Genomic DNA, 14,327 nt, shown 5'->3' on the forward strand with positions numbered 1-14,327 from the left:
GGCTATTCCTCCTCCACGCCGAATTCCTCGTCGATCGCGTTCTGGCGGGAGGCGAACCAGAACAGCGAGACGACGAAGATGATCAGGCTGCCCTGCGCTGCCATGTAGAAGCCGAGCGGGAAGCCCAGGATGACGATGGTGTTAAGGCTGGTGGCGAACAGGTGCACACCGAAGCCCGCGATGGCCCAGATCGCCATCATGATCCACATCAGGCTGGAGGTGCGGCGCCAATAGGCATCCCCCGTCGCCTTATCTACACCCGGGTCCACCTTGGCCGAAACTGGCCCGCGTGGACCCCTCGTGTCTTCCACAAGCGGCATACCCCATTCTCCCCTGCTCGACCGGCTTGGCCCGGCATTCACCGTTTGCAGTACGTGCCCGGTGAAATTTCGCTGTCTCGGTGGCTATCATGGTCTGAAACCACCTCGCAACATCGTTGCTGTTCTGGGAGCTTATTCGCAATGCTGTCGTGGCTGACGCGCCACTTTTACCAGCCTCCGAGCGAGGATGCGGCTGATTTCGCCCGTTTTCTGGGCGAACAGGCGGCCTTCGTCGCGCAGAAGCCGGCGGTGGATTACTGCCGAGTGAAGGCCGGATTAACGGAACGACTGCTTTTCGAGGATCCGGACTTCCTCGCGGCCCTGGCGCATTGCCGCTGGCAGACCTTCGCCGCCGCGACTCCGGACATCCTAGCCCTGGCGGAGGGTTGGCTGCGCCCGCATGCCCCGGGCGCGGAGCCGGATCTGGCCGCTTCCCTCGCCCGCATCGGCCGCGACTTCCTCGACCAGTCGCCGGCTCCGGAGGCGGAGCGCGCCACGCTGGATGCGGCGGGCGCGGCGCTGGAGGCCCATCTGCGGGCCCAGCAGGTGGCACCCCCGCAGGGCGCGGACCGGCGCCCGATCAACGCCCAGGCCACGTTGTTGGCCACGTTGCCGGTGCATCCCGACCAGCGCCGCGGGGAGACGGTCGCCATCACCGGCGCGCTGCGCTTCCAGCTGGTCGCCGCGCAGCAGCGCATGGAGAAGCGCTTCCACGCACCGGCGCTGGCCCGGGCGCTGGTGCCTTGAGCGCCGGCCAGCGGGGGTCCAGTGGCTTGAATCGGCTTTGAAAAGGTTGCATCCGGCCCCGGCCGCGGCGCAGTCTGCGCGCCGGCCGAAGCGGCCTGCCAATGACGGGAACGCCAACATGCAAAGCCAGGCCCATGCCTGACGGCTCGACTCCCCTGCTGCTGCGGCAGGACAGCGAGGCCGGCATCACCCGCCTGACCCTCAACCGCCCGGACAGCCGCAACAGCCTGTCCTTCGCCATGCTGGGCGCGCTGCACCACGCCCTGTCCGAGATCGCCCAGGACAGCGGCCCGCGGGTGGTGGTGCTGGCCGCCGCCGGCCCGGTGTTCTGCGCCGGTCACGATTTGCGGGAGATCACCGCGCATCGCAACGACGAGGATGCCGGCCAAGGCTTCTACGACGCCGCCATGCAGCGCTGCGCGGAGGTGATGCAGGCCATCGTCGCCCTGCCGCAGCCGGTGATCGCGGAGGTCCAGGGCGTCGCCACCGCCGCCGGCTGCCAGCTTGTCGCCAGCTGCGACCTGGCGGTGGCCAGCGAAGCTGCCCGGTTTTGCACGCCGGGGGTGGATATCGGCCTGTTCTGCTCGACCCCGGCCGTCGCCCTGTCGCGGGCCATCGCCGCCAAGCCGGCGCTGGAGATGCTGCTGACCGGGGAGATGGTCGGCGCCGAGGAAGCCCGCCGGCTCGGCCTGGTGAACCGCGTTGTTCCGGCGGATGGGCTGACGCAGGCGACGGAGGCCCTGGCCGCGCATATCGCCGCCCGCTCCGCCCATGCCGTGCGGCTCGGCAAGGCGGCGTTCCACGCGCAGCGCGCCCTGCCGCTGGCCCAGGCCTATGTGCATGCCGCCGGGGTGATGGCCTGCAACCTGATGGCCGAGGATGCGGCGGAGGGAATCGCGGCCTTCCTCGGCAAGCGTAAGCCGGTCTGGCAGGATCGCTGACGCCGCCGCTTGCCGCCCCGCGCGGTTGCGGCAGATCATTGCCAATGCGGGGGGCGCCGTTCCAGTTTCGGCGCGGCGCCAAGACCGTCCGAGGAAATCCAGAATGGCCGCATCCGACTATGACGCCCTGCCCCGCACGCCGGCGAACCACCAGCCGCTGACGCCGCTGCTGTTCCTGGAGCGCACCGCGACCACCTTCCCCGACCATGTCGCGGTGGTGCACGGTCAGGTGCGCCGCAAGTACCGCGAGCTGCGCGCCCGCTGCGTGGCGCTGGCGGATGCGCTGGCGCGGCGTGGCGTGGTGCGCGGCGATACGGTGGCGGTGCTGCTGCCGAACATCCCGGAGATGCTGGAATGCCACTACGGCGTGCCGATGGCGGGCGCCGTGCTGAACACGCTGAACACGCGGCTCGATGCGGCGACCATCGCCTATTGCCTCGACCACGGGGAGGCGAAGGTGCTGGTGGTGGACCGGGAGTTCGCGCCGCTTGCCCGCATGGCGCTGACGCAATGCCAGGTGAGGCCGCTGTTGGTGGAGGTGGATGATCCCGAGGCCAGCGACGCCGCCCGTGCCAATCGGCTGGAAGGTGCCATCGACTACGAATCGCTGATTGCGGAAGGTTCGGACACGTTTGATTGGCCGATGCCGGGGGATGAGTGGGACGCGATTTCCCTGAACTACACCTCCGGCACCACCGGGCGGCCGAAGGGCGTGGTGTATCACCATCGTGGCGCGCAGTTGCTCGCCATCGGCAACATGCTCTCGGCCGGCATCGGCAAGCATCCGGTTTACCTCTGGACGCTGCCGATGTTCCACTGCAACGGCTGGTGCTTCCCCTGGTCCATCACCGCGCAGGCCGGCACGCATGTCTGCCTGCGCGCGGTGCGCGGCAATGCGATGTGGGATTTGATGGCGCGGGAAGGCGTGACGCATATGTGCGGCGCGCCGATCGTCATGGCGACGCTGCTGGCGACGCCCGAGGCCGAGAAGCGCCCCCTGCCCCACCAGGTGCAGTTCGTCACCGCCGGCGCGCCGCCGCCCGAGGCGGTGCTGGGCGCGATGAAGGAATCAGGCTTCGCCGTCTGCCACGTCTACGGTCTGACGGAATGCTACGGCCCCGCCGTGGTGAATGAATGGAACAGCAGCTGGGACTGGAAAACCGCGCAGGAACAGGCCGCGCTGATGGCGCGCCAGGGCGTGCGCTACATCGCGCTCGAGGGCCTCACCGTCATGGACCCCGACAGCATGGCGCCGATCCCCGCCGACGGCACCTCGATGGGCGAGGTGATGATGCGCGGCAACGTGGTCATGAAGGGCTACCTGAAGGACGAAGCCGCAACGCAAAAAGCCTTCGCAGGCGGCTGGTTCCACACCGGCGACCTCGCCGTGACCTACCCGGATGGCTACATCCAGCTCAAGGACCGCTCGAAGGACATCATCATCTCGGGCGGCGAGAACATCTCCTCCATCGAGGTCGAGGACGCGCTCTACAAACACCCGGCCGTCGCCGTCGCCGCCGTGGTGGCAAGGCCCGACGAGAAATGGGGCGAGACGCCCTGCGCCTTCGTCGAGCTGCGCCCGGGTGCCGCGGCGACGGCGGAGGATCTGATCGCCTGGTGCAAGGGCCGGCTGGCCAGCTTCAAGGTGCCGCGCCACGTGGTGTTCGCCGAATTGCCGAAGACCAGCACCGGCAAGATCCAGAAGCACATCCTGCGCGCCCAGGCGCGGGACGGCGTGGGCTGACAGCGAAACTTTCCTTGCACATGCCGGAAAGCCTCCCCATCATGTCAGGCATCAGGCAACAACCGAAAGGAGGTGATCCAGTGTCTCATGGTATCAATGCGGGCGTCCGTTCCGCGGGCTGGATCATCGCCACCGCCAGCGCGGCGGCGAGTCACTAGACCCAAGGCGGCAACGCCACAGGATCCATGCAAGGCCCCCGGCGAATGACTTCGCCGGGGGTTTTTCTTTGCCCGCTTCGCAAGTGGATTGACAGCGCGTCGGAAGCGGCAGGACCATCGGCCCTCGATCCAAACAGGGGGTTCAAACAATGTCTTGGGCACGAGGCCTCGCGGCCGCGTTCGTTGGCGCCTGCGCGGCGTTCATCCAGCCGGCACAGGCCGGGCCGACACTCGATGCGATCCGCGCGCGGGGCATGGTGGTCTGTGGCATCCATACCGGCGTTGCCGGCTTCGCGCTGCCGGACAGCCGCGGCGAATGGCAGGGCATGGATGTGGATCTGTGCCGCGGCGTCGCCGTCGCCATCTTCAACGACCCCAGCAAGGTCCGCTTCGTCGCACTGTCTTCCTCCACGCGCTTCACCGCGCTGGGCTCGGGCGAAGTGGACGTGCTGTTCCGCACTTCGACGCAGACGATGTTGCGCGACACCACGCTCGGCCTGCGCCATGCGGTGACGTATTTCTACGATGGCCACGGCTTCATGATCCGCGCCAACCTCGGCGTGTCGAAGGTCGCAGACATGCGTGGCGCAACCATCTGCCTGATCCAGGGCACCACGAACGAACAGGTGACAGCGGACTACTTCCGCTCCATCAACGTGCCCTTCACCCCGGTGCTGTACGAGCGCACGGACCAGGCCAGCGCCGCGCTCCAGGCCGGCCGCTGCGACGCCTTCGGCACCGATGCCTCCCAGCTTGCAGGCGTGCGGTCCTCGATGCCGCGGCCGGCGGACTGGACCATCCTGGACGAGCGTTTCTCGAAGGAGCCCTACGGCGCCTATCTGCGTCGCGGCGACGACGAATGGTATGACCTGATCCGTTGGTACACCTACGCCGTCATTGAGGCCGAGGAACAGGGCGTGACGCGGGCGAATGCCGAGGAAAGGCGCCGCACCAGCGTCAACCCCAACACGCGCCGCCTGCTGGGCGTGACGCCCGAGCTTGGCCAGTCGCTGAAGCTCGACCCGGCCTGGGCCTACAACGTGGTGCGCACGCTGGGCAATTACGGCGAGATCTACGACAGGCACTTTGGACCGAGCACGCCGGTGAACCTGCCGCGCGGGCCGAACCGGCTGTGGACGGATAGCGGGCTGATCTACGCGCTGCCGCTGCGGTAGGCCCCGCGCCCAAGGCATCCCACCCTGCGGCCGGCACAGCCGGACGAGGCCACGAACGTGGCCCGCCGCTTATGCGGCGAGCCAAGCGAAGCGCCGGCGCCTGAGGCAGGCAACATCAAATGGCGCCGCCATCCACCACGAAGTATTGGCCGGTGACGATCTCGCTGTCATCGGCGGCCAGCCACAGCGCCATGCGGGCGATGTCGGGTGGCATGACCTTTCGCTTGATCGCCTGCTTGTCCATGTGCCGCGCCACACCCTCCGGCGTTGCCCACAGCGCTTCCTGCCGCCCGGTGAAGACCCAGCCCGGCACCAACTCGTTCACCCGGATGCCATCCACGCCGAGGTCGCGCGCCAGGCCGCGCGTCAGGCCGCGCACGGCGGATTTGGCGGCGGTGTAGGCGGGCATGCCGCCCTGTCCGCCCATCCAGCTGACGCTGCCCATGTTGATGATCGACCCGGCCCCGGCGGCGCGCATGCCCGGTGCCACGGCCTGGGCGCAGAAGAACTGGTGGCGCAGGTTGGTCGCCATGCGCTCGTCCCAGTACTCCGGCTCCACATCGTCCAGCTTGTGGCGGTCGTCGCGCGCGGCGTTGTTCACCAGCACCTGCACCGGGCCGAGCTGTTCGGCCACCTGCGCCACCGCCGCCCGCAGCGCCGCGATGTCGCGCAGGTCGCAATGCAGGAACAGCGCACCGGTCGCGGCGGCGATCTCCCGCCCCGGCGGATCGTTGAAGTCGAGGAAGGCGACGCGCGACTTCTGCGCGGCGAATTGCGCCACCAGCTCCGCCCCGATGCCGGAGGCCCCGCCGGTGATCAGCACGACCTTTCCGGCCAGCGAGGGGTAGGTGGCGAAGCGCGTCTCAGGCATGGCGGTTCATCCTTGCTCGTGCGGCAACAACGGCTGGGGATCGAGAAAGGTCTGGTACCAGGACAATGAAAAATGCAGGTGCGGCCCGGTGACGCGGCCGGTCGCGCCCATCCGCGCGATGCGATCGCCGCGTGCCACCTGCGCCTCTTCCGGCACCAGCCGTTCCGAGAGGTGCGCATACAGCGTGTTCACCCCATGCCCATGGTCGATGACGAGAATCTGCCCGAAGAAGAAGAAATCGCCCGAGAGGCTGACCCGCCCGCCGAGTGCCGCGCTGATCGGCGTGCCGGTGGGCGCCGCGACGTCCAGGCCGTAATGCGGCTGGCGCGGCTGGTCATTCAGGATGCGCTGGCTGCCGAAGATGCCGCTGATGCGCCCGCGTGCCGGCCAGGCCATGGCCTCGGTGAAATCGGTGCCGGCGCTGTCCAGCGCCCGCGCCGCCGCCAGTTGCGCGCGTTCCGCCGTGATGCGCCGCAGCGCCGCCTCGTTCGGCGTCACCAGGCCCGGCGGCAGGCCGGTGATGCGCTGCACGTCCCAGTCGCGCGGCTCTACCGGCAGGCGCAGCGTCTGCACGCGGCCGCCGGGATGCGTCACGGCAAGCCGCGCCTCCGCCCCATGGTCGCGGGCGAAGCCGAGCGCGAAGTCGCCGCGCGGCGAAACGCGCACAGCGCGGCCATCCAGCGCCAGCCGCGTTCCCGGCTCCGCCCGCCCCAGCACCAGCGCGCCCTGCGCCGCATCGCCGCGCCATTCGATGGCCTCCGCCCCACGCGCCAGCATCAGCGCGGGGGCGGCGAGCAGGATTCGGCGTCCGATCACAGCAGCGTCTCCTGTTCCGGCGGCTTTCCCCGCGTTCGGCCTCGCTTCTGTGGCGGTCCGTCCGCGGTGGCCGCGACCTCGCCATCGGCGAATGCGATCGCAAGTTTCTGGCCGGGTCCCACCTGCGCGGCCCGCGTCAGGGCATGGCCCTCGGCATCCCGGACGAGGGAAAAGCCGCGGGCGAGGACGGATTGGTAGGACCCCGCCTCCAACCGCGCCGCGAGGCCCGCGAGCCGGGACGCCTTCTCCCGCAGCAGGCCGGCCAGCGGCGCCACGGAGAATGCCTGGACCGCACGGGCGCCGCGGGCACGCTGCACCTGACGAGCGAAGGCGGCACCCTTCCGCCCCTCCAGCAGCGCCAGCGTGGCGCGTCGTGCGGCGATGGCGGCGCGGGGGTGCGGCACCGGCAGCCGGGCCAGCGCATCGTGCCGCCGCCGCACGAAGCCGGCGAGCGCCGGGGCCAGGCATTCCTCCGCCTCGTCCAACCGGCGGCGCAAATCTGTGACGCGGGCCGGCACGTCCGGCAGGCGGCGTTCCAGGCGCAGCAGGATGGTCTCGGCGGCGCGCATCTGCCGAACCATGGCGCCGCGCAGCCGCGCCTCCCGCTGCGCCAGATCGGCCAGCAGGTCGGCCCGCGCCGGTACCGCGAGTTCCGCCGCGGCGGTCGGCGTCGGCGCCCGACGGTCGGAGGCGAAATCGATGAGCGTGGTGTCGGTCTCATGCCCCACGGCGGAGATCAACGGGATGGCGGAGGCGGCGGCGGCGCGCACCACCACCTCCTCGTTGAAGGCCATCAGATCCTCCAGGCTGCCACCACCGCGCGCCACAATGATGACGTCGGGCCGCGGGATCGGCCCACCCTTGGGCAGCGCGTTGAAGCCGGCAATGGCCGCGGCGATCTTGTCCGCCGCGCCCATCCCCTGCACGGCGACCGGCCACAGGATGATCCGGCGCGGAAATCGGCGCAGGATCGTGGTGCGGATGTCCTGGATCACCGCGCCGGCCTCGCTGCTGACCACGCCGATCACCAGCGGCAGGCGCGGCAGCGGACGTTTCCGGTCCTCCTCGAACAGGCCTTCGGCCAGCAGCTTCTTGCGCAGCGTCTCGATGCGGGCGAGCAGCGCGCCCTCGCCGGCGAATTCCAGGCGGTCGATCACCAGCTGGTACTTCGAACGGTCGGCATAGGTGGTGATGCGGCCGGTGGCGATGACCTCCACGCCGTTCTCCGGCTGCAAGGCCAGCCGCGGCACGGTGGTCTTCCAGATCACCGATTCCAGCTTCGCGTTCTCGTCCTTCAGCGACAGGTACCAATGGCCGGAGGGGTAGCGCTTGGCCTCGCAGATCTCGCCGCGCACGCGGACACGGCCGAAGGCGCCCTCCAGCGTGCGGCGCACCGCGCCGGCGATCTCGGAAACCGCGTATTCGGGAACGTTGGAGGCGGGGCCGTTCAGAGCGGGGGGCTGCGTCGTGTCCATCTCCCGACCCTATGCTAGGAGGCGGCGGGATGTCAGGGGGGCCGCGATGCGGGTGCTGGTGGTGGGCGGCGGCGGCCGGGAACATGCGCTGTGCTGGGCGATCGCGAAGTCGCCGCGGCTGGCGAAACTATGGTGCGCGCCGGGCAATCCCGGCATCGCCGCCCTGGCTGAATGCGTCCCCATCGGCGCCGAGGACATCGCCGCCCTGGTCGCTTTCGCCCGCGACCAGGCGGTGGACCTCGTCGTCGCCGGGCCGGAGGCGCCGCTGACCCTCGGGCTGGCCGATCAGCTTGCGGCTTCCGGCATCGCCTGCTTCGGCCCCTCCGCCGCCGCCGCGCGGCTCGAAGGCAGCAAGGCCTTCTGCAAGCAGGTCGCCGATGCCGCCGGCGTGCCGACCGCCGCCTGGCAGCGGTTCGAGGAGGCCGGCGCCGCCCGCGCGTATCTGCGCGAGACCGGCGCGCCCATCGTGGTGAAGGCCGATGGCCTGGCCGCCGGCAAGGGCGTGGTGGTGGCCGAAACGCTGGCCGAGGCGGAGGCCGCCATCGCCGCCATCATGGAGGACCGCATCCATGGCAGCGCCGGCGCCGCCGTGGTGATCGAGGAGTGCCTGGCCGGCGAGGAGGTCTCCTTCTTCGCCATTTGCGACGGCACGGAGGCGCTGGCCTTCGGGGCCGCGCAGGACCACAAGCGCGTCGGCGAGGGCGATACCGGCCCCAATACCGGCGGCATGGGCGCCTACGCACCCGCCCCCGCCTTCACGCCGGACTTGCAGGCCGAGGTGATGGACCGCTTCATCCGCCCGACCCTGGCCGAGATGGCGCGCCGTGGCACGCCTTTCCGCGGCGTCCTGTTCGCCGGGCTGATGCTGACCGCCGAGGGGCCGCGGCTGATCGAGTACAACGTCCGCTTCGGCGACCCGGAATGCGAGACGCTGCTGCCGTTGCTGCAATCGGACCTGCTACCCGTGCTGCACGCCGCCGCCACCGGAAAGCTGGCCGGCCACAGCCTGGACTGGTCCAGCCGCCACAGCCTTGTCGTGGTGATGGCCGCCGAGGGCTATCCCGGCACCCCACGCCGCGGCACGGCGATCCACGGCCTCGACGCCGCGGCACGGCGGGCGATGATCTTCCACGCCGGTACGACCTGTGACGCGCAGGGCGTGCTGCGCGCCCATGGGGGCCGCGTGATCGTCGTGGCCGGCACGGGCGACACCCTGCACGAGGCGCGCGATGCCGCCTACGCCGCCGTCGATTCGATCGACTGGCCGGCCGGATTCTGCCGGCGGGATATCGGCTGGCGCGCCCTGTAGCGGCGCGCGACGCGCATCAGTGCGGGCGGCATCCGAAAATAACACCAGAAATACAACCGAAGCGCCCGGGCGCGTGCGAAACTATCGCCCTGTGCAAAACAAATAAATCACCTTGTTTTGACGAGAAGGCCGATCCGCAATTGCCCATGGTGACAGTGGGACGTTCACCTAGGCTGAAGTTTCAACCGGGTTGGGCTGTTCGCCGGCACGGGAGACACGGATGCGATCAATCAGGCTTGCTGTAGTTGGGGCGGTGCTGCCGCTGATTATTAATCCGGCATCGGCCGCTATGGTCTACAGCTTCACCCAGACCGGCCCGACCATCGCGACGGGGTCGGATTACGGCCCCGATGGCCCGAACGACGTGTTCACGACCGGCAGCTTCATCCTGGCGGACCAGTTGGTGCGTGCGCCCTACAGCCTGGGCGCCGACAACAATGCGCCGTCCGCCGGCGCGCCACCGGCTGGGCTGATCGACATCTTCTTCGCGACCTTCGACCGAGGCCGCGCCGTCATCGGCGACCTGCCGCGATTCGTCACGCCGAACCGCAACCCCGGCAACGGGCAGTACTATTCCTTCGGCCTGCTCGGCACGCCCGGCGCGCTGTTCCCAACCGGAACCGTCGCCTACAACGACAGCGAATCGAATACCGACCTGGTGTTCGGCGCCGATGGCCGCGTCAGCGGGGTCTACAGCACGGATCGCGGCGGCCCCTGCTTCACCAGCGGCGCCTGCACCTTCACCGGCCAGTTGACCGCGACGCACATTCCGAATGCCCGCCCCGCGGCCGTCGCGGTGCCGGAGCCGATGTCGCTGGCCCTGTTCGGCATGGGCCTGTCCGCCCTGGTCCTGGTGGGCCGCCGCCGCTCGGCCGACTGACGTCCCAGGTCCGGGGCCTCAGACCGGCTCCGGCCAGACGAAGCGCTGGCGTTCCAGATAGGCCAGCCGCGCCGCCAGGTCCTCCGCCGCGCAGACCATGATGGAGACCACCCCGACTCCGACCTCGGGCGCGCCGGGCTCGGCCGAGGCCGGCGCAGCATCGGCCTCGATCGCGATCTCCAGCAGGCCGGGCGTGGCGGGCAGTTCCAGCGCGGCGACGGCCCGCGCCCCGGCCGCCAGTTCCAGGACCAGCGGCTCCACCCCCGGGGTCGCCAGCACCACGCGCTGCGGCCGGGTGGGGGCACGCAGCATCAGGTGCAGGCGCAGGGTATCGCCCGATCGGTCGGTGGCCGGTGCCACGGGCAGGCGCAGCAGGGCGCGGCCGGGGCGGGTCCAGCAGCCCCAGGCCTCGGCGCGGTGCCAGCCCTCTCCGGCGCGCAGCAGGTCGGCGCGGGCCATGGCGGCGGTGGGCAGCGGCGCCGCGACCTCGCCCAGGCCCAGCACAAGGCCCGGTGCCGCCGGCAACGACGCCTCCTCCGCGGGCGGTGCCGCGACCAGGCGGTCGAACAGGTCGCCCGTCACGTCAGGCCAGGCGCGCAGGCGCAGCCCAGCCTTCACCTTGGCCTCCTGCGCCGTGCGGAAGGCCGGGTCGAAGACCAGCTTCTCCACCGCATCCAGGAAGTCCGGCTCGCTCTGGTGGCGGAAATGCAGCGCGAGGCCCAGGCCGGCTTCCAGCAGCCCGCTATGGTCCGGGGCGAGGACCACCTTGCCGAGCGACAGCGCCTCCGTCACCGGCAGGCCCCAGCCCTCGTGGAAGGAATTGTACAGGCTGAACAGCGCGCCCCCGACCAGGCCGGCCAGCGCCGCATCCGGCACGTCCGACAGCAGCCGCACGCCGTCCCGCAGCGCCGGAGCGTTGCGCAGCAGGGCAAGCACGGGTTCCGACAGGTAGCCGGGTCGGCCGGCCAGGACCAGCAGCGGCAGCTTGGCCGCGCCGTGCCGGCGGATCAGCGCCAACCAGGCGTTCAGCACGAACAGGTGGTTTTTTCGTGATTCCAGCGTGCCGACGAACAGCGCGTAGGGGCGCCCGGCCAGCGCCGCGACGCCGGGATGCGGCCGCGTCGCCGGCGCCTGGCCAGCCTTGGCCCAGCTCGGCGCCGCATCCAGCCGCAGCACGGCGACCGGCGGCGCCGGCAGACCGGGCAGCAGCGTGGCGCGCAGCCGTTCCAGGTCCTTCCGCGTGGCGTCGGACACCGCCAGCAACAGATCCGCATGCGCGCCCAGCCCGGCAAACCAGCGTGCGAACTGCGCCACCGTCGCAGGATCGTTGTGTTCCGGCACCACCAGCGGCCCGCAGTCATGCACCAGCGCCGCGTAGCGCAGCCCATGGCGCGCCTTGGCCGCCCGCAGCGCCAGGTTGTAGTCGCCGAGCCACCAGGAGGAGCCGAGGTTCACCAGCCAGGCGCCCGGTGGGAAGGCCAGTTCCGGCGCCGCCGCGACGGCCTGCTGCGCCAGGCCCACCACCTCCCGCCACGCCGCATCCATCGGGTCCGCCCCGGCACGGGACAGGTTGGCGAGGCGCAGGAAGATTTCGCGCGGCAGGGCCCGCCATTGGCCGGCCGCGGCGTCGAACACTGCCAGCAGAACCGTCGTTGCCACCGTGCCGCCGCGCAGCGCCGGCACCACGATCTCCATCTGCACCCGCTGGATGCCCGAAGGCGCGCGGTGGCTGCCGAACCAGGACAGCAGGTCGGACAGGTCGAACACCACGGACAGGTCGCCGAGCAGCGTCAGGCCGCCCGCATCGGCCTCTCCCAGCCCGCCCTGCGTCAGCAGCGCCGCCACTTCGCGCCAGGCCTGGTCGCTGTCCGGCGCAAGGTCCAGCGCGCGGGCATAGGCCTGCCGCGCCGCGCCGCGATCCCCGGCCAGCTTCAGCGCATGGCCGAGTTGCATCGCCACATCCGCATCCTGCGGCCGCGCCCGCTGCGCCTGGCGGTAGGAGGCGATGGCGCCCGCCAGATCGCCCTGTTCCTTCAGGCAGTGGCCATGCTGCACCCAGATCGCGCCATCATCGGGACGCTGCGCCAGCCAGGCGGCATAGCCCTCGGCGGCGCCACGCCAGTCGCGCGCGTCGCGGCGGCGATCCGCCTCGCCCAGAAGCCCCGCGCCCTCGCCCTGCCGCGCCCCGTCCATGCGTCTGGCCCCGCCCGATGTCGTCGCGGGATGGCATAGCGCGAATCACACGGCGGGTGCAGCCGTGTCACGCTGCGCGTCGGGTCAGCTTGCGCCGAGGTTGACGGAGCGGCCCGGTCGTCGCTTAAGGAACCCGAGGCATCCTGCCTGGATGCGCAGCCAAGGGATTGCCCGTGTCGAAGCCGCGCATCGCCATCGATGGATACAACCTCGCCCTCGACCAGGGCACCGGCGTCGCCACCTACGCCCGCAACCTGTCGCACCGGCTCGGCGCGCTGGGGGCGGAGGTGGGCGTGCTGTACGGCCAGCGCGCCTCCGCCGGGAAGGACGAGCTGCTGCGCGAGGTGACGCTGTACGACGCGCGCCCGCGGCCGCCGCACTGGGCCAAGCGCATGATCGACGACGCGGTGCAGGGCGTGAAGCTGTCCTTCGGGCAGGAGGCGCAACGCGTGCCGCTGACGGATCGCGTGATCCGCAAGGGTCTGGAAGCCCGCATCCCGCACGCCGACACGCTGTGGAACATCCCGGAGGTGTTCCGCGCCGCGGTGCAGACCTTCGGCGCCAAGCGCAAGATGGGACGGGTGCGGCTGCCGGACCGGCAGGACGTGATGCACTGGACCTACCCGCTGCCGCTGCGGGTGGAGGGGACCAGGAACATCTACACCATCCATGACCTGGTGCCGCTGCGGATGCCCTACACCACGCTCGACGTGAAGCGCCGCTACCTCGGCACCTGCCGCGCCATCGCGGCGGAAGCGGACCACATCGTGACGGTGTCCGAAGCCTCCAAGCGGGACATCATCAACCTGCTCGGCGTGCCGGCGGAGCGGGTTTCCAACACCTACCAGTCCGTCGAGATCCCGGACCGCCTGGCGCGCAAGCCGGAGGGCCTGGCCCGCGCCGAGGTGCAGGGCGCCTTCGGGCTGGAATGGGGCCAGTACTGGCTGTTCTTCGGCGCCATCGAGCCGAAGAAGAATGTCGGCCGGCTGATCGAGGCCTACCTCGCCTCCGGCAGCACGTTGCCGCTGGTGATCTGCGGCAAGCAGGCCTGGCAAATGCGGCAGGAACTCGGCCTGATCTACGAGGACGATGTCCGCCTGATGTCCGACCCCGGCCCGGTCGATGGCGTGCAGAGCCTGGTCCGCAAGCTGCGCGACCGCGTGATCCTGCTGGACTACGCGCCGTTCCGCCTGCTGGTCAGCCTGGTGCGCGGCGCCCGGGCGTTGCTGTTCCCCTCCCTGTACGAGGGCTTCGGCCTGCCGGCGCTGGAGGCGATGCTGCTCGGCACGCCGGTGATGACCAGCAACACGTCGTCCCTGCCCGAAGTGGTGGGCGAGGCGGCGCTGACGGTGGACCCCTACGACACAAGGGCGATGGCGGAGGCGATCCAGGCGCTGGATGGCAATGCGGAGCTGCGGGCGGAGCTTGCGGCGAAGGGGCCGGTGCAGGCGGCGCTGTATGGGCCTGAGCAGTATGAACGCCGGCTGGCGGAGATGTATCGGCGGGTGGGGGTGCGGCTCGGGCAGCCTTCGGCCTGAGCCCAAGGGTCGCCTTTGGCGATGCGGATCGCGTCCCGATTGCCCAAGGCGGTGACGTCAGGTGGGGCGCCGCATGCTCACGCGATCCGAGACCCCAGCCGGTGCGTTGGCTTTGGTGTTCCGGCGCACGCCGGTCATGAGAAGAGGGCCCGCTGCCCAC

General features: G+C 70.6%; 12 protein-coding genes. 7 read left to right on the plus strand and 5 right to left on the minus strand.

What is annotated here, in order from left to right; genetic code table 11:
- Positions 1-2 precede the first annotated feature (2 nt).
- Positions 3-269 (minus strand): DUF4212 domain-containing protein, encoded by a 267-nt coding sequence (locus tag ACLF3G_RS14665; RefSeq protein ID WP_430670128.1) that lies wholly within the window; start codon positions 267-269, stop codon positions 3-5.
- A 192-nt stretch (positions 270-461) separates the two neighbouring features.
- Here ACLF3G_RS14665 and ACLF3G_RS14670 point away from each other — a divergent pair, with 192 nt between their 5' ends.
- The 4 genes from ACLF3G_RS14670 to ACLF3G_RS14685 all read left to right on the plus strand — a co-directional run bounded on the left by ACLF3G_RS14670 (position 462) and on the right by ACLF3G_RS14685 (position 5,085).
- Positions 462-1,067: a hypothetical protein gene (locus ACLF3G_RS14670; protein WP_430670129.1), complete on the plus strand. Its 606-nt coding sequence runs from the start codon at positions 462-464 to the stop codon at positions 1,065-1,067.
- A gap of 134 nt (positions 1,068-1,201) precedes the next feature.
- Positions 1,202-2,008, plus strand: coding sequence for an enoyl-CoA hydratase (locus tag ACLF3G_RS14675; RefSeq protein WP_430670130.1), 807 nt, complete (start codon positions 1,202-1,204; stop codon positions 2,006-2,008).
- 103 nt (positions 2,009-2,111) lie between these two features.
- Positions 2,112-3,752 carry an acyl-CoA synthetase gene (locus ACLF3G_RS14680; protein ID WP_430670131.1) on the plus strand — a complete coding sequence of 547 codons (1,641 nt, stop codon included), beginning with the start codon at positions 2,112-2,114 and terminating at the stop codon, positions 3,750-3,752.
- 307 nt (positions 3,753-4,059) lie between these two features.
- Positions 4,060-5,085, plus strand: a complete 1,026-nt coding sequence (locus ACLF3G_RS14685; protein ID WP_430670132.1) for an amino acid ABC transporter substrate-binding protein — start codon at positions 4,060-4,062, stop codon at positions 5,083-5,085.
- Between the two features lie 115 nt (positions 5,086-5,200).
- Here the strand turns inward: ACLF3G_RS14685 and ACLF3G_RS14690 are convergent, their stop codons facing one another.
- Genes ACLF3G_RS14690 through xseA form a run of 3 tightly spaced genes read right to left on the minus strand, consistent with a single transcriptional unit; the run spans position 5,201 to position 8,247 of the window.
- Positions 5,201-5,956 (minus strand): SDR family NAD(P)-dependent oxidoreductase, encoded by a 756-nt coding sequence (locus ACLF3G_RS14690; protein WP_430670133.1) that lies wholly within the window; start codon positions 5,954-5,956, stop codon positions 5,201-5,203.
- A 6-nt stretch (positions 5,957-5,962) separates the two neighbouring features.
- Positions 5,963-6,772 (minus strand): M23 family metallopeptidase, encoded by an 810-nt coding sequence (locus ACLF3G_RS14695; RefSeq protein ID WP_430670134.1) that lies wholly within the window; start codon positions 6,770-6,772, stop codon positions 5,963-5,965.
- Positions 6,769-8,247: an exodeoxyribonuclease VII large subunit gene (xseA, locus tag ACLF3G_RS14700; RefSeq protein WP_430670135.1), complete on the minus strand. Its 1,479-nt coding sequence runs from the start codon at positions 8,245-8,247 to the stop codon at positions 6,769-6,771. Before xseA ends, ACLF3G_RS14695 begins: the two co-directional genes overlap by 4 nt.
- 46 nt (positions 8,248-8,293) lie before the next feature.
- On the opposite strand from xseA, the gene purD reads away from it, so the two are divergent.
- Both purD and ACLF3G_RS14710 read left to right on the plus strand, forming a co-directional pair.
- The gene (purD, locus tag ACLF3G_RS14705) at positions 8,294-9,556 is read left to right on the plus strand and encodes a phosphoribosylamine--glycine ligase (RefSeq protein ID WP_430670136.1); all 1,263 of its coding nucleotides are present in this window, start codon (positions 8,294-8,296) and stop codon (positions 9,554-9,556) included.
- Between the two features lie 220 nt (positions 9,557-9,776).
- On the plus strand, positions 9,777-10,436 hold the full coding sequence (locus ACLF3G_RS14710; RefSeq protein WP_430670137.1) for a PEP-CTERM sorting domain-containing protein: 660 nt from the start codon (positions 9,777-9,779) through the stop codon (positions 10,434-10,436).
- Between the two features lie 18 nt (positions 10,437-10,454).
- On the opposite strand, the gene ACLF3G_RS14715 is transcribed toward ACLF3G_RS14710, so the two are convergent.
- A complete protein-coding gene (locus tag ACLF3G_RS14715; RefSeq protein WP_430670138.1) occupies positions 10,455-12,629 on the minus strand; it encodes a glycosyltransferase in 2,175 nt (724 codons plus the stop codon).
- Between the two features lie 173 nt (positions 12,630-12,802).
- On the opposite strand from ACLF3G_RS14715, the gene ACLF3G_RS14720 reads away from it, so the two are divergent.
- Positions 12,803-14,167, plus strand: coding sequence for a glycosyltransferase family 4 protein (locus tag ACLF3G_RS14720; protein ID WP_430670139.1), 1,365 nt, complete (start codon positions 12,803-12,805; stop codon positions 14,165-14,167).
- Positions 14,168-14,327 lie beyond the last annotated feature (160 nt).

Source organism: Falsiroseomonas sp. HC035 (assembly GCF_050563525.1).
Classification (GTDB): domain Bacteria; phylum Pseudomonadota; class Alphaproteobacteria; order Acetobacterales; family Acetobacteraceae; genus Falsiroseomonas.